12 protein-coding genes and 1 pseudogene are annotated in these 16,598 nt (G+C 72.3%); 5 read left to right on the plus strand and 8 right to left on the minus strand.

From position 1 onward, the window contains the following. Positions 1 to 51 precede the first annotated feature (51 nt). Complete coding sequence (locus E6U81_RS26630; protein WP_136232679.1) at positions 52 to 861, plus strand: GNAT family N-acetyltransferase; 810 nt, start codon at positions 52 to 54, stop codon at positions 859 to 861. Positions 862 to 946: 85 nt separating this feature from the next. Then, a complete protein-coding gene (locus E6U81_RS26635) occupies positions 947 to 1,447 on the plus strand; it encodes a DinB family protein (RefSeq protein WP_136232612.1) in 501 nt (166 codons plus the stop codon). 228 nt (positions 1,448 to 1,675) lie between these two features. Here the strand turns inward: E6U81_RS26635 and E6U81_RS26640 are convergent, their stop codons facing one another. Beyond that, positions 1,676 to 2,407 carry a siderophore-interacting protein gene (locus tag E6U81_RS26640; RefSeq protein WP_136232613.1) on the minus strand — a complete coding sequence of 244 codons (732 nt, stop codon included), beginning with the start codon at positions 2,405 to 2,407 and terminating at the stop codon, positions 1,676 to 1,678. Between the two features lie 184 nt (positions 2,408 to 2,591). Between E6U81_RS26640 and E6U81_RS26645 the strand changes: the two genes are divergently transcribed. From E6U81_RS26645 to E6U81_RS26650, 3 genes are all read left to right on the plus strand, one after another. Further along, a complete protein-coding gene (locus tag E6U81_RS26645) occupies positions 2,592 to 4,685 on the plus strand; it encodes a penicillin acylase family protein (protein ID WP_240804037.1) in 2,094 nt (697 codons plus the stop codon). Then, the gene (locus E6U81_RS40030; protein WP_168714747.1) at positions 4,682 to 5,281 is read left to right on the plus strand and encodes a GNAT family N-acetyltransferase; all 600 of its coding nucleotides are present in this window, start codon (positions 4,682 to 4,684) and stop codon (positions 5,279 to 5,281) included. The genes E6U81_RS26645 and E6U81_RS40030 overlap by 4 nt, the downstream gene beginning before the upstream one ends. 170 nt (positions 5,282 to 5,451) lie before the next feature. Next, a complete protein-coding gene (locus tag E6U81_RS26650; protein ID WP_168714748.1) occupies positions 5,452 to 7,353 on the plus strand; it encodes a protein kinase in 1,902 nt (633 codons plus the stop codon). Here the strand turns inward: E6U81_RS26650 and E6U81_RS26655 are convergent. From E6U81_RS26655 to ligA, 7 genes and pseudogenes are all read right to left on the minus strand, one after another. Further along, complete coding sequence (locus tag E6U81_RS26655; protein WP_240804034.1) at positions 7,343 to 7,876, minus strand: hypothetical protein; 534 nt, start codon at positions 7,874 to 7,876, stop codon at positions 7,343 to 7,345. The two genes, E6U81_RS26650 and E6U81_RS26655, sit on opposite strands and share 11 nt — an antisense overlap. Positions 7,877 to 7,992: 116 nt before the next feature. Beyond that, the gene (gatB, locus tag E6U81_RS26660) at positions 7,993 to 9,486 is read right to left on the minus strand and encodes an Asp-tRNA(Asn)/Glu-tRNA(Gln) amidotransferase subunit GatB (protein WP_136232681.1); all 1,494 of its coding nucleotides are present in this window, start codon (positions 9,484 to 9,486) and stop codon (positions 7,993 to 7,995) included. Between the two features lie 38 nt (positions 9,487 to 9,524). After that, positions 9,525 to 9,770: a hypothetical protein gene (locus E6U81_RS26665; protein ID WP_033224566.1), complete on the minus strand. Its 246-nt coding sequence runs from the start codon at positions 9,768 to 9,770 to the stop codon at positions 9,525 to 9,527. Continuing rightward, on the minus strand, positions 9,767 to 11,260 hold the full coding sequence (gene gatA / locus E6U81_RS26670; RefSeq protein ID WP_136232616.1) for an Asp-tRNA(Asn)/Glu-tRNA(Gln) amidotransferase subunit GatA: 1,494 nt from the start codon (positions 11,258 to 11,260) through the stop codon (positions 9,767 to 9,769). Before gatA ends, E6U81_RS26665 begins: the two co-directional genes overlap by 4 nt. Before the next feature lie 5 nt (positions 11,261 to 11,265). Further along, a complete protein-coding gene (gene gatC / locus E6U81_RS26675) occupies positions 11,266 to 11,562 on the minus strand; it encodes an Asp-tRNA(Asn)/Glu-tRNA(Gln) amidotransferase subunit GatC (RefSeq protein ID WP_030030671.1) in 297 nt (98 codons plus the stop codon). Positions 11,563 to 11,804: 242 nt separating this feature from the next. Further along, positions 11,805 to 13,763, minus strand: a pseudogene (locus E6U81_RS26680) (EAL domain-containing protein); the annotation flags it as partial. Between the two features lie 609 nt (positions 13,764 to 14,372). Then, positions 14,373 to 16,574: an NAD-dependent DNA ligase LigA gene (gene ligA / locus E6U81_RS26685; protein ID WP_136232618.1), complete on the minus strand. Its 2,202-nt coding sequence runs from the start codon at positions 16,572 to 16,574 to the stop codon at positions 14,373 to 14,375. Positions 16,575 to 16,598 lie beyond the last annotated feature (24 nt).

Below are 16,598 nucleotides of genomic sequence, written 5' to 3' on the forward strand. Positions count from 1 at the left end.
CTAATGCAGTTGTGCGGGCCGACCGGACACTGGTGAGCTGGGCGGATGACGATGGATCCTGATGAGCTGCTGAAGGTGCGCGCCCGCTACGACGCCGAGGTCCGCGAGGATGCCCGACCGGACGGCGCGGACGCCCTCGTGGAGCGGGTGGGCGGGGTCGTCCGGCAGAGCGTGCCCGGCCTCGGGTGGAACGGCGTCCTCTGGTCTGACCTCGACGAGCAGACGGCGGATGCGCAGATCGCGGCGCAGGTGGCGTTCTTCGCGGAGCAGGGCTGTCCGGACTTCGAGTGGAAGCTGTACGAGCACGACCGGCCGGCGGACCTCGGGGACCGGCTGCGGGCCGCGGGCTTCGTAGCGGAGCCGCCGGAGACGCTGATGGTGGGCCGGGTGGCCGAGCTCGCGCAGCTGCCGGTGGAGCCGCCGGAGGAAATCACCCTGCGGGTGGTGGCGGACGAGGCCGGCGTCGACCTGATGATGCGGGTCCACGCGGGGGCCTTCGGCACGGAGCGGCCCCGGATCCGGGAGGCCCTGCTGAGCCGACTGCGCGACGAGCCGGAGACCATCGCCGCGGTGGTCGCGATGGCGGGCGACACCCCGGTCAGCGCGGCCCGGATGGAGATGCTGCCGGGTACGGCCTTCGCGGGCCTGTGGGGCGGCGGCACGGTCCCGCAGTGGCGCGGCCGGGGCATATACCGCCTGCTGGTCGCGCACCGCGCCCGCCTGGCGGCGCAGCTCGGCATCCCGTACCTGCAGGTGGACGCCTCGGACGACAGCCGCCCGATCCTGGAGCGACTGGGCTTCGGGGTGATGGGCGTGACGGTTCCGTACATCTGGACGCGGCCCGGCCCGGACACGGACTGAAAACGCGCGGGCGATCCGGCCCGGCCCACCCCGCGGGCGGGCAGGGGGTTCCGCGGCACGGGGGCCGACGGGCAGGATCGCCGGCATGGAACGCACCAGCCCGCCCCTGACCGGGGGCGAACGCGAAACCCTCCGGGCCTACCTCGACTACCACCGGGCCACCCTCGCCCTGAAGTGCGAGGGCCTCACCGACGAACAGCTGCGCCGCGCCTCGATGCCGCCGTCCACCCTGTCCCTGCTGGGCCTCGTCCGGCACATGGCCGAGGTGGAACGGCACTGGTTCCGCCGGGTCGTCGGCGGCGAGGAACTCCCCCACCTGTGGTCGGACAGCCACGACTTCCAGGCCGCCTACCATGCCTCCGGCTCCGACCGCGCCGAGGCGTTCACCGCCTGGCAGGAGGAGGTGGCGCACGCCCGCCGCATCGAGGCGGCCGCCGAGTCCCTGGAGGTGACGGCGTACGTGCCGCGCTGGGAGGAGGAGGCCTCGCTGCGCCTGGTCATGCTGCACCTCATCCACGAGTACGCCCGCCACAACGGCCACGCCGATTTCCTGCGCGAGGCGATCGACGGCGCTACCGGGGCATAGGGGGCGTGACCGGGATTCGGCCGTACGCCCGGGCCTGCGCGCAAGCTGTGCGCCCGGGCCGCCGTGTCTAGTGCTGTGGCCGGAAAGGTTTGCCGGGGCGCGGTGTCCGGTGCGGTGGATCGCAAGGCGGAGGGCCACGGCCCGTACCGGACGTACGTGCGTGGTCCGACAACGCGGCGAGGTGCCGTGCCGGGCGCCGCGACACGGTGAACCTTTCCGGTCACAGCACTAGGCGGGCCGCCAGTAACCGAGGCCGTTCACCCGCTGCTTGGGCAGGCCGAGGTCCTTGCGCAGGTAGGCCGTCAGGGTGCGGGTCGTGGCCGTGTCGCAGGCCAGCCAGACGTACGCGGATCCCGGGTCCCCGAGCAGCTCCGGCAACTCGGCCCGGACCCGGTCGGCCAGCGCCGTACCGTCGCGCGGGACCCGGCGGAGGTCGTGCCGGTCCGCGTCCAGGCGTACGGGCAGCTCCGTGTCGGAGGTGTGCTGGGTCTCGAACCAGATGGTCGCGGGCAGCTCGGGGAAGGAGTCCAGCAGCGAGTTGATCGCCGGGAGGGAGGCGGGGTCGCCGATGACCAGCAGGCGCTCCGGCGCCGGAGCCGGGGCGGTGAATCCGGTGCCCTGGACGGTGGCCTCGATGGTGTCGCCCGGCTGGGCGCCCCGCGCCCAGGCGCTGGCGACGCCGTCGTGGAGCGCGAACTCGAAGCAGAAGGTGCCGGCCTCGGGATCGGGGTCGACCAGTGTGTACGCGCGCTGGTGCGGCTTGTCCGCGTTCTGGAACCAGACACGCACCCACATCGTCGGGTGCAGCGATTCGCCGGCGGCGGCCAGCAGCCCGCCGTCGGTGAAGTACACCCTGCGATAGTGCTCCGTGACGTCTTCCGCCCCGGTCACCGTGAACGTGAAGTCCTTGCCCCGCAGGAGCTTGAGGACCACGCCCTCCCAACCCTTGCCGACCGCCATGTCCGACCCCTCCCCTGACACCTTTATAGTTAGGGCAGCCTAACCTAAATGCACGTCGGGGAAGAGTGTGAGCAGCGTGAGCAGTGTGAGCAGCGAGAGCGACCCGGAGTCGTACCCGGGCGCCCAGGACGAGCCCCACGGGCAGTCCCCGGAATCCTACGACGTCTTCCGCGACCCCTGGGGCATCCCCCACCTGCGCGCATCGGACGAACTCGGGCTCGCCCGCGCCCAGGGCCGCGTCACCGCTTTCGACCGCGCCTGGCAGCTGGAGGTCGAACGACACCGCGCCGAAGGGTCCAGCGCCTCCTTCCTGGGCCCGGACTCCGTCGTCTGGGACCGCTTCGCCCGCCAGAGCCGCCTCGCCGACACCGCGCGCCTCTGCTACGAGGCCATGGAGGCCGACGATCCCGCGACCGCCGCCTGGGTGCGCGCGTACGTGGACGGCGTCAACGAGGGCCTGGCCGACGGCGCCGCCCGCGACGAGCGCTTCGCCCGCACCGGCCTCGCCCCCTCCCCCTGGGAGCCGTGGGTGCCGCTGGCGATCTGGGTCGCCACGCACATCCTGTTCGCCGGCTTCCCCACCAAGCTGTGGCGCGAGCGCGTGGCCCGCGCCCTCGGCGACGAGACGCTCACCCTCTTCGCCACCGACGGCCCCCGCATCGCGGGCAGCAACGGCTGGATGGTGCCGGGCGACCGCACCACCACCGGGGCGGCGATCATCGCGGGCGACCCGCACCGCTTCATCGAGGACCCGGGCGTCTACCAGCAGATCCGCCTGGCCTGCCCGGAGTACGACGTCCTGGGCCTCGCCGTCCCCGGGGTGCCCGGCCTCGCCCACTTCGGGCACACCGGCTCCGCCGCCTGGGCGATCACCAACGCGATGTCCGACTACCAGGACCTGTACGTCGAGCGGCTGCGCCGCGGCGCCGACGGCGGCGTCGAGGCGCTCGGCCCGGACGGGGTCTGGGAGGCCGTGGCGCGCCACACGGAGACCATCTCCGTGGCGGGCGGCGACGACGTCGAGGTGGAGATCCTGGAGACCGCCCGCGGCCCGGTGATCGTGCGCGCGGACGGCGACCTCGACAGCGACACCGACGCCGACACCGACGGCGCCGCCGCCTCCGCGAGCAGCGCCGACGGCAGCACCCAGACCCTCTCCCTGCGCTACCCGCCCCGCGTCCGCCGCGACCTCGGCTTCGCCGCACTCCCCGCCCTGCTGCGCGCCCGCACCGTCGCCGACATCGACCGCGCCCTCGACGGCTGGGCCGAGCCGGTCAACGTCGTCCACGCCGCCGACACCGAAGGCGGCCTGCTGCACCGCGTCGCGGGCGCCGTGCCGCTGCGCCACGGCACCAACCGGCTGCGCCCCGTGCCCGCGTGGGAGCCGGAGCACCTCTGGCAGGGCTGGGCACCGACCCCCGCCGAGCCCGTCCAGGGCTTCGCCGTCATGGCGAACGCGCGCGGCATCGCAGCCCCGCTCGGCGTGGAGTTCGCACCGCCGCACCGCGCCGACCGCATCCGCGAGCTGCTCAGCGGCTCCGCGGACTGGTCCCCGAAGGCGATGGCCGACGTACACCGGGATACGTACCTGGCCTCGGCCGAGCCCCTGCTCGCCCTGCTCCCCGGCTTCGAGGACCTGACGCCGGCCGCGCGGGAGCTGCGCACCCGGCTGCTGGCCTGGGACCGGCGCATGGAGGCCGACAGCACCGACGCCACCGCCTTCTCCGCCTTCCGGACCGCGGCCGTACGGCGGCTCGCCGCCGACCCCGTCTTCGCGGACCTGGCGGGGGCGCCCGCCGGACCGGCGGTGTTCCACCCGTGGCTGTACCTGGTTCCCAAGATCGGTTACGCGCTCGAAGGCCTGCTCACCACGTCCCTGGTGCCGGAGCTGGACCGTGCGGCGCACGTCCGCGCCGCCCTGGAGGAGACGGCCGCGGCGGGCTCACCCGACACCCCGTGGTCGGAGGTCCACCGGCTGACCCCGTGGCAGGCGGTCCCCGACCCGGACGCCCCCGAGTGGCCCGGCCTCGGCGGCGACCACGACTGCGTGAACGCCACCTCCTGCGTGCCCGGCTTCACCGACCTCACCGCCCGCGCGTCGGCAGCCCGTTACGTCTGGGACCTGGCCCGCCGCGAGGACAGCCTCTGGGCCGTCCCGCTGGGTGCGGACGGCGTCACCGGAACCCCCCACCACCGCGACCAGCTCCCCCTGTGGGCACGCTGCGAACTCGTCCCCGTCATCACCGACTGGACCCGGCTCACCAAGGAATCGATATGACCTCCGCCGTTTCCCCCCGCCAGCCCGTCTACACGCACCTCGTCGAGGGCTTCGGCACCGTCACCATCACCCCGGTCGACCCGGCCGCCGACGCCGGCCTGATCCACGGCTGGGTCACGCAGGAGCGGGCCCGCTTCTGGGGCATGGGCGAGGCCAGTCGCGAACTGGTCCGGGAGATCTACGAGGACGTCGACCGCCGCACCACCCACCACGCCTTCATCGTGGCCCGCGAGGGCGAGCCGGTCGCCCTGTTCCAGACGTACGAATGCGCCGAGGACCGGGTCAGCGAGTGCTACGACGCGCTGCCCGGCGACGTCGGCGTGCACCTGCTGATCAGCCCCGGCGAGGGCACCCCGCAGCCCGGCTTCAGCGCGAGCCTGATGGAGGCGTTCTTCTCCTTCGTGTTCTCCGACCCGGCCACCCGGCGCGTGGTCGCCGAGCCGGACGCCCGCAACACCAAGGCCATCGCACGGCTGGAGCGCACCGGGTTCGTCCTCGGCCCGGCGGTCGTGCTCCCGGAGATCGACCTGCCCGAGATCTACCTTCCGGCCAAGCCGGCCCGCCTCGCGTTCCTCAGCGCACCGCAGGACCGCTGAGGAAGTCGGTGACCGGCGGCGCCCGGCCGCAGGGTGCCGAAGCGGGCGCGCCCGGCTTGTTCGGCGACCGCAGCACAAAGCGGCAGGGGCAGATCCACGCTTTCGATTGCCGTACCGATTCCGGCCACGCCAGACTGACCCCCACTCAACACAGGGCAGCTGGGGGGAAATTGACCAGCCAGGATCTGCACATCGGGCCGGACGCGGCAGCGGACCGCTACCGCCTGCTCAGGTCGATCGGGCGCGGCGGGGAGGCCGTGCTGTACCTCGCGGAGATCGAACTCGCCGGCGGGTCGGAGCCCGTGGTCGTCAAGGTGCTCGACTCCAAGACCACCATCACGCCCGAGGTCTTCGACCGCATCAGCCAGAAGTGGAACGAGCAGGCCGAACTGCTGAGATTCGTCCACCGGCCGGGCGTCGTGGGCGTGCGGGAGCACTTCGAGGGCCCACCGATCCACCGGCCCGGGGAGTCGTCCACCCTGACCGGACGGGCGCTCGTCCTCGTCATGAACCACATCGACGGGCTCGACCTGCGGGACTGGCGCGCCGAACGGACGCTCGCCACCGCCGCCGAGCGGCGCGAGGTCATGCGGACTCTGGAGCAGCTGGCCGAGGTGCTGGACTGGCTGCACTCGGGGAAGGCCACGCCCTCCGGACGCCAGGTCGTCCACGGCGACCTCTCCCCCGGCAACGTGATGGTCGACGCGCACGGGCAGGCCACGCTGGTGGACTTCGGCCTCAGCAAGCTGACCGCCGACCACCAGACGGCCGAGGTCTGGTTCACCCCGGGCTACGCGGCCCCCGAGGTGTTCGAGGGCAGGCGGACCCCTGGCACCGACCGGTACGCCTTCGGGGCGATCGCGTACTTCCTGCTCAGCGGGGAGTCGCCGCCCGCCTCTCCGCAGCAGCTGGCCCGGGCGATGGCCGAGCTGCCGCAGATCGCCGTGCTGGACGCCGAACAGCGGGCCCGGATCACGGCCCTGTACGCGGAGGAGCCCTCCCGGCGGCCGGTGAACCTGGCCGGATGGATGAAGGACGTACGCCGCGCCGTGGTGTCCACGACGACGTCCACGACCTCCCAGCGGGCCGCCCTCCAAGACTCCCCGCCGAAGCCGGCCGCACCTCCGCCCCCCACGGTGGCTCCGGCGGCCGCGGCGGTGGCGGCGCCGCCACCGCCCGCGTACAGTCCGACCGCGCCCGCCGGTGCCGCCGCGTCGGACCCGCCGACGGCGCCGCTGACCGCGCCGGATCCGGCGCCGCCCGCACAGTCCACGCAGCCCGCACAGCCGGCGACGGAGCCCGCGCCGGCACCCGTACCGGAACCGGCGGCCTCGGTGCCGCAGGGGTACGGGCCCGCGTACAACCTGTCGCCGGCGCCGCCCGCTCAGCCCGCCCCGCCGAAGAAGAAGCGGCGGACCGGCCTGGTCCTGGGCTCGGCGGTCACCGTCGTCGTTCTGGCGGCGCTCGCGGTGGCCGGCGTGAAGTTCCTGGGCGACAAGGACAAGGGGGACGCGGCCGCGAGCGGGAAGCCCGGCGGCGCAAGCGCGTCGCAGTCGTCGGCCCCTGCGCCCTCCTCGGCCTCCGCGAGCCCGTCCCCGGACTCCTCGTCGGACGGTTCCGGCCCCGGTGCCTCTCCGACCCCGGAGGGCTCCTCGAGCCCGCACGCCCCGGGGGAGGTCAAGGACAGCAACGTCGCCGACCTGACCGTGCTGTCCTCGGTGGGCGGCGTCGACAACTTCGAGGTCGGCTCCGCGAAGCTGAACACCACGGAGTACGGGGCGGCGCTGCTCGGCAGCTGCTATTACGGCGCGGCGATCGAGTACGACGTCAACAGGGCCTGGTCCACGCTGGAGTTCACCGCCGGCATCGACGACGGCTCGACCGTGGAGCAGGCACGGCTGACCATCTCGGTGGACGACAAGCCCGCGGTCTTCTCCGAACTGGTCCACCTGGGCAAGCCGGTCACCAAGTCCCTGGACATCAAGGGCGCCCTGCGGCTGCGCATCAAGGTGGAGGAGGGCTGCAAGGGCCGCGGCAGCGCCGTCCTGGCGGCCCCCGTCCTCAAGCGCTGACGGACCCACCCGCTACACCGAGGTCCTGCCGCATCGCCGCACGCATCTCGGCGATGAGCTCCCAGACATCGTCCTTCGCACGGACGGCGGTCTGGATCGTCTCGCCTGGTTCGGGGGCCCCTCGTTCCAGGCGTTTGACCTGACCGTATAGCTGGTAAAGGGCGCGGTTCACGAGCCTCGCCCGTGCCAGCACTTCGTCGGGAGCGATCATCTGAGCCTGGGAGTACCGGTCGCGGTGCGCGTCCTTCGCCGCCTCCAGTACATCGCTGTCGGCACCTCCGACACCCGGCTCCTGCATGGCGTGCAGGTGTCGGTTCAGAGCGGTGGTGAACTGCCTGGCGTCACGGTTGAGATCGATGTAGCAGGTGCGCCGCAGCACCTGGCTCTCACGGACCTCCTCCTGCCCGCGGAGCAGTTCGATCTCCCGACGTTTCGCCCGCTCCGTGCCGCGCTGAGTGAGCAGCGCGGCGCCCAGGGTGCCCGCGACACCCACGACCCCGATGACCATCGCTCCGATCTCCACCCGCAACTCCCCCTGCCCTCCGGCGGCCTTGACGGTCCAGTGTGCGGGAGACGACCGAGGCCCCGCACCAACGGGTGCGGGGCCTCGGGGTGTTCGGGCCGTCAGGGCCGGAGGGGTCAGCCCTCGGAGACGCCCAGGCGCTCCAGGATGAGCTCCTTGACGCGCGCCGCGTCGGCCTGGCCGCGGGTGGTCTTCATGACCGCGCCGACCAGGGCGCCGACCGCGGCGATCTTGCCGCCGCGGATCTTGTCGGCGATGGCTGCGTTGCCCGCGATGGCCTCGTCGACGGCCGCGCCGAGTGCGCCCTCGTCCGAGACGACCTTCAGGCCGCGCTTCTCGACGACCTCGTCGGGGGTGCCCTCGCCGACGAGGACGCCCTCGATGACCTGACGGGCCAGCTTGTCGTTCAGGTCGCCGGCCGCGACGAGGGACGCGACCCGGGCCACCTGCGCCGGGGTGATCGGCAGCTCGTCGACGACGACGCCCTGCTCGTTGGCGTTGCGGGCCAGCTCGCCCATCCACCACTTGCGCGCGGCGGCCGAGTCGGCTCCCGCCTCGATCGTGGCGACGATGGAGTCCACCGCGCCCGCGTTGAGGATCGACTGCATGTCGTGCTCGGTGACGTCCCACTCCTCGCGGAGCCGGTTGCGGCGCACGCGCGGCATCTCGGGCAGACCGCCGCGCAGCTCCTCGACCCACTCGCGGGCCGGGGCGACGGGGACCAGGTCGGGCTCCGGGAAGTACCGGTAGTCCTCGGCGTTGTCCTTGATGCGGCCGGCCGTGGTGGAGCCGTCCTCCTCGTGGAAGTGCCGGGTCTCCTGAACGATCGAGCCGCCCGACGAGAGCACCGCGGCGTGGCGCTGGATCTCGAAGCGGGCCGCCCGCTCGACGGAGCGGAGCGAGTTGACGTTCTTGGTCTCCGAGCGGGTGCCGAACTCGGACTCGGGCGTCGGGCGCAGCGACAGGTTCACGTCGCAGCGCATCTGGCCCTTGTCCATGCGGGCCTCGGAGACGCCGAGCGCCTTGATGACCTCACGCAGCTCGGCGACGTACGCCTTGGCGACCTCGGGGGCCCGCTCGCCCGCGCCCTCGATGGGCTTGGTGACGATCTCGATGAGCGGGATGCCGGCGCGGTTGTAGTCCAGCAGGGAGTGGGACGCGCCGTGGATACGGCCGGTGGCGCCGCCGACGTGCAGCGACTTGCCGGTGTCCTCCTCCATGTGGGCGCGCTCGATCTCCACGCGGAAGATCTCGCCGTCCTCCAGCTGGACGTCCAGATAGCCGTTGAAGGCGATGGGCTCGTCGTACTGGGAGGTCTGGAAGTTCTTCGGCATGTCCGGATAGAAGTAGTTCTTCCGGGCGAAGCGGCACCACTCGGCGATCTCGCAGTTCAGCGCGAGACCGATCTTGATGGCCGACTCGACGCCGATCGCGTTGACGACCGGCAGGGAGCCGGGCAGACCGAGGCAGGTGGGGCAGGTCTGCGAGTTGGGCTCGGCGCCCAGCTCGGTGGAACAGCCGCAGAACATCTTGGTCTTGGTGCCGAGCTCGACATGGACCTCCAGGCCCATGACGGGGTCGTACGAGGCGAGAGCGTCCTCGTACGACATCAGTTCGGTGTAGGTGCTCACGGTGAAACTTTTCCCTCTCAGCCCAGCAGGACGTCGTCGTCGCCCAGGCGCTTCAGCTCGCGGTACAGGATCGCGAGGCCGGTGACGATGGCGGCGGCGGACACGGCGGCGTCGACCAGCTTCAGCACGTCGTTCTCGCTGCGGGCCTTCTTGACCTGCTTGATCACGCTGATGGCGCCGAAGGCGGTGGTGCCGATCGACAGGTAGGTGCCGGTCTTGGACTTCTTGAAGCCCTTGGCCTTGGTCAGTGCACTGGTGCTCACAGGGACGGTGCCTCCTCAAGCAGCGGGTGACCCCAGCGTGCGACGAAGGCCGCCTCCACGGCGGCACCGACCTTGTAGAGCCGGTCGTCCTTCATCGCCGGGGCGATGATCTGGAGCCCGACCGGGAGACCGTCCTCCGGTGCCAGGCCGCAGGGCAGCGACATGGCGGAGTTGCCGGCCAGGTTGGTCGGGATGGTGCACAGGTCCGCGAGGTACATGGCGAGGGGGTCGTCAGTGCGCTCGCCGATGGGGAAGGCGGTGGTCGGGGTCGTCGGGGAGACGATCACGTCCACCTTCTCGAAGGACTTCTCGAAGTCCTGCGAGATCAGCGTGCGGACCTTCTGGGCGGAGCCGTAGTACGCGTCGTAGTAGCCGGAGCTGAGCGCGTACGTGCCGAGGATGACGCGGCGCTTGACCTCGTCGCCGAAGCCGGCTTCGCGGGTCAGGGCGGTGACGTCCTCGGCGGACTTGGTGCCGTCGTCGCCGACGCGCAGGCCGTAGCGCATGGCGTCGAAGCGGGCCAGGTTCGAGGAGCACTCGGACGGCGCGATCAGGTAGTACGCGGCCATCGCGAGGTCGAAGGACGGGCAGTCCAGCTCGACGATCTCGGCGCCGAGCTCCTTGAGGAGCGCCACCGACTCGTTGAAGCGCTGGACGACGCCGGCCTGGTAGCCCTCGCCCGCGAACTGCTTGACGACGCCGACGCGCATGCCGGCGACCGAGCCGTTGCGGGCGGCCTCGACGACCGGCGGGACCGGGGCGTCGATGGAGGTGGAGTCGAGCGGGTCGTGCCCGGCGATCACCTCGTGCAGCAGTGCCGCGTCCAGGACCGTGCGGGCGCAGGGACCGCCCTGGTCGAGGGAGGAGGAGAAGGCGACCATGCCGTAGCGCGAGACGCCGCCGTACGTGGGCTTCACGCCGACCGTGCCGGTGACGGCGGCGGGCTGGCGGATGGAGCCGCCGGTGTCCGTGCCGATGGCGAGCGGGGCCTGGAAGGCGGCGAGCGCCGCGGCGGAGCCGCCGCCGGAGCCGCCGGGGATGCGGGTGAGGTCCCACGGGTTGCCGGTCGGGCCGTAGGCGCTGTTCTCGGTGGAGGACCCCATGGCGAACTCGTCCATGTTGGTCTTGCCGAGAATGACGACGTCGGCTTCCTTCAGCTTGCGCGTCAGGGTGGCGTCGTAGGGCGGGATCCAGCCTTCGAGGATCTTCGAGCCGACGGTGGTCGGGACCCCGACGGTGGTGAAGATGTCCTTGAGGGCGAGGGGCACGCCGGCCAGCGGGCCGAGCTTCTCACCGGCCGCGCGCTTGGCGTCGACGGCGCGGGCCTGGGCGAGCGCCCCTTCGCGGTCCACGTGCAGGAAGGCGTGGACCTTCTCGTCGGTGGCGTCGATGCGGGCCAGGTGGGCCTCGGTCACCTCGACGGCCGTGAGCTCGCCGGAGGCGATCTTCTCGGCGGTCTCGGCGGCCGTGAGCTTGATGATGTCGACCATGGCTGTTAGTCCTCCCCCAGGATCTGCGGCACCTTGAAACGCTGCTGCTCCTGGGCGGGAGCACCGGAGAGCGCCTGCTCGGGGGTGAGCGACGGACGGACCTCGTCCGCGCGCATGACGTTCGTCAGCGGCAGCGGGTGGGAGGTCGGCGGGACGTCTTGGTCGGCGACCTCGGAGACGCGGGCGACCGCGCCGATGATGTCGTCGAGCTGTCCGGCGAAGTGATCCAGCTCGTTGCTGGACAGCTCAAGGCGCGCCAGCCGTGCGAGGTGGACGACCTCCTCGCGCGTAATGCCAGGCATGCAGCGATCCTCTGGGGGTGGGTGGATGTGTCGTTTCGGGCTCAATCCTATGGGGCCCGGTGCCCGGCCTGCGAAACGGTTTGGCCCGAGCCACGGCACGGGCCCGCGCACCGGACGCCGGCGGGGCTCCGTTTCAGCCTCGCCGGCGTGTGGGGCGCGGGGTCCGGGGCCCAAGCCCCGGCGGCGGCGGCCTGCCCGCGGGGGTACCGCCGCGCCGGCGGGGCACCGCCGGGGGACGGCGGTCAGACCGCGTCGGCCTCGGCCGCCGCCAGTTCCGCCGTGATGTCCGCCGGGCGGCGCCAGCCGCGCTCACCGCGGGCCAGCAGCCAGGCGGTGGCCTCCTGCGGCGGCATCGCGGCGGCCACCAGCCACCCCTGTACGGCGTCGCAGCCCAGGTCCCGCAGCCGCTCCCAGGTCTCGTCGTCCTCGACGCCCTCCGCCACGACGAGCAGGCCGAGCGAGTGGGCGAGGTCCACGGTGCAGCGGACGATCTCCGCGTCCTGCGTGTCGACGGCGAGCCGGCCCACGAACGAGCGGTCGATCTTCAGCTCGCTGACCGGCAGGCGGCGCAGGTGCACGAGGGAGGAGTAGCCGGTGCCGAAGTCGTCCAGGGACATCTTCACGCCGTGCCCGGTGAGGCCGGCCATGGTGTCCGCCGCCCGCTGGGGGTCCTCCAGCAGGACGTGTTCCGTTATCTCCAGCTGCAGGCCGCTGGCCGGGACCCCGTGGCGGGCCAGCCGCGCGGCGACCGCGCCGGCGAACCCGGGCGTGTGGACGTCGCGCGGTGAGACGTTGACGGCGACCGGAACCTTCAGGCCCTGCGCCCGCCAGCGGGCCACCTGGGCCAGGGCGGTCTCCAGCACGTACTCCGTCAGGTGCGGCATCAGCCCGGAGGTCTCGGCGATCGCGATGAATTCGTCCGGGGGTACCCGGCCGCGTTCCGGGTGGACCCATCGGACCAGTGCTTCGAGCCCGGCGACCTGGCCGTCGAAGCGGACCTTCGGCTGGTAGTGGAGTTCCACTTCACCTGCGTCGAGGGCCCGGCGGAGGTCGCCGAGGAGGCCCAGGCGGTCGGGGGTGTTGCTGTCCCGCTTGGACTCGTACACCTCCACGCCCGTGCGGTCCCGCTTGGCCTGGTACATCGCCACGTCCGCGCGCCGCAGCAGCCCCTCGGCGTCCAGCGCGTGGTCGGGGAAGACGGCGAGGCCGGCGCTGGCCTCCAGGACGAGCGTCAGGCCGTCCAGGTCGAGCGGGGAGCTGAGCTCCGCCACCAGGTGGCGGGCGATGCGCTGGGCGCTGGTGGTGGAGTCGGCGACGGGGAGGAGGACGGCGAACTCGTCGCCTCCCAGGCGGGCTGCCTCGGCCTCCTCGGGCAGCGCCTGGCGCAGCCGGTCGGCGATCTGGAGGAGGAGCCGGTCGCCCGCCAGGTGGCCCAGGGTGTCGTTGACCGCCCGGAAGCGGTCCAGGTCGATCAGCACGAGGGCGGCCCGGGTGCCCAAACGTTCAGCCTCGTCGAGGGCGGACCAGGTGCGCTCCAGCAGCCACTGCCGGTTCGGCAGCCCGGTCAGGGGGTCCCGCAGCTGCTCCTCGGCGCGCGCCCGGGCGATCCACAGGGTGGAGTCCAGCGCGATCAGCGGTACGGCGAACAGCGGCAGCAGGACCGGCTGGGTGACCGCGACCACGCAGATCAGGGGTGCGATGCCGAGCAGCGCGACCGCCACTAAGGCCTGTCGGATCAGGGCGGTCCGGGCGACGGTGGGCAGCCCGCCGCCACGCGGGGCCAGTGCGATCCAGAGCAGGAGGCGTGTGGAGAGCAAATAGGCGACGGCGACGAGGACGATCTCCGGGAGGGCGTCCAGCCCCCAGGTGGTGGGCGGCCACGGGGTTTCGACGGTGGGCGTCTCGCCGAAGGCGGCGAGCACGAGGGCGCCGGCCCCGATGCCGAGGATGTCGACGGAACCGTGGAGCAGCCCCTGGCGCCAGCGGTGCCGGCGGGCGGCCCCGACGAGGGAGACCACGGCCAGCGAGACGAGTCCGGCGGGCACCCAGCCGTAGAGGATGAGTACGCCGAGGGTGAGCGCGGCGCCCGATCCGGTGCCGCCCCACCAGCGGTCCCGGCCGAGGGCGACCAGGTGGCCGACGATGATGCCGGTGAGGAGGGCCAGCGCCCAGCCGACCGGCCCCCCGGGGAACAGCGCATGACGGCCGCTCAGGGCCGACACGACGCCGGTGGTGAGCACGACGACCGCGAGACCCACGACGAGGAAGGGCAGCACGCCGCGCCGCCCCTGCCCGCCCTCACCGGTGTCGACCGGTCGGGTCTCCGGCGTCCTGGCCCGCAGGACGCCGAGCCTGCCCGCCCGCATGGACGGGATGTCCCCGCCGAATTCAGGTGACGGGTCGGCGCTTTCGGTGGGTTTCATGCCCGTACCTCTCACAGCCGGCGATGCCGATGTCACGCGATGGCCCCGATGTCATGCCACCACGGCCGGAATCGCATCCCGCAGCCGTGCACGACAGGCGCACCCCTCAACAGTAGGACGCGGGAGGCTCCCAGGGGCAGCGGTCGGCAGTGGTTGCCCGAATGCGACCCAGCCATCCTCATCAGTACGGTATCCGCCGAACGGGTGAGTTTGGACCGGGGCCCCCAGTCACCCCTCCGATGATCCGACAGGTCACCGCCCTGCGACCAGCCTTGTACCGGCCGTTTACCACCGTCCGCCGCGCCTGGCGTGCGCCCGCCCGTACGGCCGCACGCCACGCATCCGTTCGCCTTCGCCACTCCCCCCTCGGGGATTGCCCTTGGGTACTTACTCCCCTTCGGGCGCGCCGTCCACCGGGAGCGCGGCCTCGCGTGCCGCGTCCGGGCCCTGCTCCAGCAGTACGGCGAAGCCGGCGTCGTCGAGGACGGGCAGCTTCAACTGGACGGCCTTGTCGTACTTCGAGCCGGGGTTGTCGCCGACCACGACGAAGGAGGTCTTCTTCGAGACGGATCCGGTCACCTTGGCGCCGCGGCTCTGCAGGGCCTCCTTGGCGCCGTCCCGCGTGTGGCTCTGCAAAGTGCCGGTGACGACCACGGTCAGTCCCTCCAGGGGCCGCGGTCCCTCCTCCTCGGCGGAACCTTCCTCCTCCATCCGGACCCCGGCCTCCCGCCACTTGCGCAGGATCTCCTGGTGCCAGTCGACCGCGAACCACTCCTTGAGCGAGGCGGCGATGATGGCGCCGACCCCGTCCGTGGCGGTCAGCTGCTCCTCGGTCGCCGCCTCGATGGCCGCGATGGAGCGGAACTCGCGGGCGAGCGCCTCGGCCGCGACCGGTCCGACGTGGCGGATGGACAGGCCGTTGATGACGCGGGCGAGGGGGCGGTCCTTGGCGGCGGCGATGTTCTCCAGCATGGCCAGCGCGTTCTTCTTCGGCTCGCCCTTCTGGTTGGCGAAGACCGTGACGATCTTCTCCTCGCCTGTCTTGGGGTCGCGCTTGGGCAGACCGCTGTCCGGGTCGAGGACGTACGCCTTGATGGGCAGCAGCTGCTCGATGGTCAGGTCGAAGAGGTCTCCCTCGTCGAGCAGGGGCGACCGGGCCGGCTCCAGCGGGCCGGTCAGCGCGGCCGCCGCGACGATGCCGAAGTTCTCGATGTCCAGGGACTGCCGGCCGGCGAGGTAGTAGATCCGTTCGCGCAACTGGGCCGGGCAGGTCTGTCCATTGGGGCACCGGACGTCGATGTCCCCCTCCTTCATGGGCCGCAGCGCCGTCCCGCAGGCGGGGCAGTCGGCCGGCATGACGAACTCCCGCTCGGTGCCGTCGCGCAGGTCGACCACCGGGCCGAGGATCTCGGGGATGACGTCGCCCGCCTTGCGCAGGACCACGGTGTCCCCGATGAGCACGCCCTTGGCCTTGACGACCTCCTGGTTGTGGAGCGTCGCGAACTCGACCTCGGAGCCCGCCACCGTCACCGGCTCGACCTGCGCGTACGGGGTCACGCGCCCGGTGCGCCCGACGCCGACCTTGATGTCGATCAGCTTGGTGTTGACCTCTTCGGGCGCGTACTTCCAGGCGATGGCCCAGCGGGGGGCGCGGGCGGTGGAGCCGAGGCGGCCCTGGAGGGCGATCTCGTCGAGCTTGACGACCACGCCGTCGATCTCGTGCTCCACCGAGTGCCGGTTCTCGCCGAACTCCGCGATGAAGGCCCGGACCTCGGCGAGCGAGGAGACCACCTTGTTGTGCCGGGCGGTGGGCAGGCCCCACTCGCGCAGCAGCTCGTACGCCTGCGACTGGCGCTCGATCTCGAAGCCCGCGCGGGCACCGATGCCGTGGACGACCATGTGCAGCGGCCGGCTCGCCGTGACCTTGGGGTCCTTCTGGCGCAGCGAACCGGCCGCGGCGTTGCGCGGGTTGGCGAAGGGCTTGCCCTCCGCCGCGACGAGTCTCGCGTTGAGCTCCTCGAACTTCTCCATCGGGAAGTAGACCTCGCCGCGGATCTCGACCAGCGCCGGGATCCGGTCGCCGGACAGGCAGTCCGGGATGTCGGCGATGGTGCGGACGTTGGGCGTGATGTCCTCACCGGTGCGGCCGTCGCCGCGGGTGGCGGCCCGGGTGAGGCGGCCGTTCTCGTAGGTGAGGTTGACGGCGAGACCGTCCACCTTCAGCTCGCACAGGTAGTGGTAGTCGGCAGTTCCCGTGTCGCGGGCCACCCGGTCGGCCCAGGCGGACAGTTCTTCGTCGTCGAAGGCGTTGTCGAGGGAGAGCATGCGCTCGCGGTGCTCGACGGAGGCGAAGTCCGTCTCGTACGCCCCGGCCACCTTCTGGGTGGGCGAGTCGGGCGTGCGCAGCTCCGCGTACTGCTCCTCCAGCGCCTCCAGCGAACGCAGCAGCTTGTCGAACTCGGCGTCGCTGACGACCGGCTGGTCGTTCACGTAGTACCGGAAGCGGTGCTCCTCGACCTGTTCGGCCAGCAGCTGGTGCTGTTCGCGCACCGCCGCCGGTACTGCCGTGTCCTGCTGTTCGGCTGCCATGCCGTGTCCTCCCGTGGCCCGTCC

Source organism: Streptomyces sp. A0592, from assembly GCF_004795115.1.
Lineage (GTDB): Bacteria > Actinomycetota > Actinomycetes > Streptomycetales > Streptomycetaceae > Streptomyces > Streptomyces erythrochromogenes.

What these genes read in the sequence shown, in the direction of transcription:
- E6U81_RS26630 (WP_136232679.1), top strand. Translation starts at nt 52, where the DNA reads ATGGATCCTGATGAGCTGCTGAAGGTGCGCGCCCGCTACGACGCCGAG.
- gatC (WP_030030671.1), bottom strand. Translation starts at nt 11,562, where the DNA reads ATGCCTGGCATTACGCGCGAGGAGGTCGTCCACCTCGCACGGCTGGCG.
- gatB (WP_136232681.1), bottom strand. Translation starts at nt 9,486, where the DNA reads ATGTCGTACGAGGACGCTCTCGCCTCGTACGACCCCGTCATGGGCCTG.
- E6U81_RS40030 (WP_168714747.1), top strand. Translation starts at nt 4,682, where the DNA reads ATGACCTCCGCCGTTTCCCCCCGCCAGCCCGTCTACACGCACCTCGTC.
- gatA (WP_136232616.1), bottom strand. Translation starts at nt 11,260, where the DNA reads ATGGTCGACATCATCAAGCTCACGGCCGCCGAGACCGCCGAGAAGATC.
- ligA (WP_136232618.1), bottom strand. Translation starts at nt 16,574, where the DNA reads ATGGCAGCCGAACAGCAGGACACGGCAGTACCGGCGGCGGTGCGCGAA.
- E6U81_RS26635 (WP_136232612.1), top strand. Translation starts at nt 947, where the DNA reads ATGGAACGCACCAGCCCGCCCCTGACCGGGGGCGAACGCGAAACCCTC.
- E6U81_RS26640 (WP_136232613.1), bottom strand. Translation starts at nt 2,407, where the DNA reads ATGGCGGTCGGCAAGGGTTGGGAGGGCGTGGTCCTCAAGCTCCTGCGG.